Origin of the sequence: Psychrobacter sp. TB20-MNA-CIBAN-0197 (assembly GCF_040309765.1) — a bacterium.
Taxonomy (GTDB): domain Bacteria; phylum Pseudomonadota; class Gammaproteobacteria; order Pseudomonadales; family Moraxellaceae; genus Psychrobacter; species Psychrobacter submarinus.
The window spans coordinates 1-275 of sequence record NZ_JBEOPC010000515.1; the positions used below are offsets into that span (position 1 = coordinate 1).

The following is a 275-nucleotide window of genomic DNA, read 5'->3' on the forward strand; positions in this document are numbered from 1 at the left end:
GGATTAACCAAGAGTAACTATGATAAACATGCCGAAATCAGCTCAGGGCATGGGCGCATTGAAACAAGAACTTGTCAGCAATTACTTATTGATAAAAGTTGGTTAGGCAAAACTTACCAATGGTATGGTTTAAAGAGTGTTATTCAAGTCACCGCACAAGTTCACGATAAATCGGCGGGTACAGACACTATAGAAACCCGTTGGTATATTAGTTCGTTGGCACTAGATGCAGAGCAATCGCTCAATGCGGTACGTAGCCACTGGCAGGTTGAAAG

The 275-nt window shown here is 42.5% G+C and carries 1 protein-coding gene; it reads left to right on the forward strand.

Annotated elements, in window-relative coordinates; all coding sequences use genetic code 11:
* The coding region (locus tag AAEY83_RS14745; protein WP_351060053.1) for an ISAs1 family transposase at positions 1-275 on the forward strand (275 nt) is incomplete at both ends.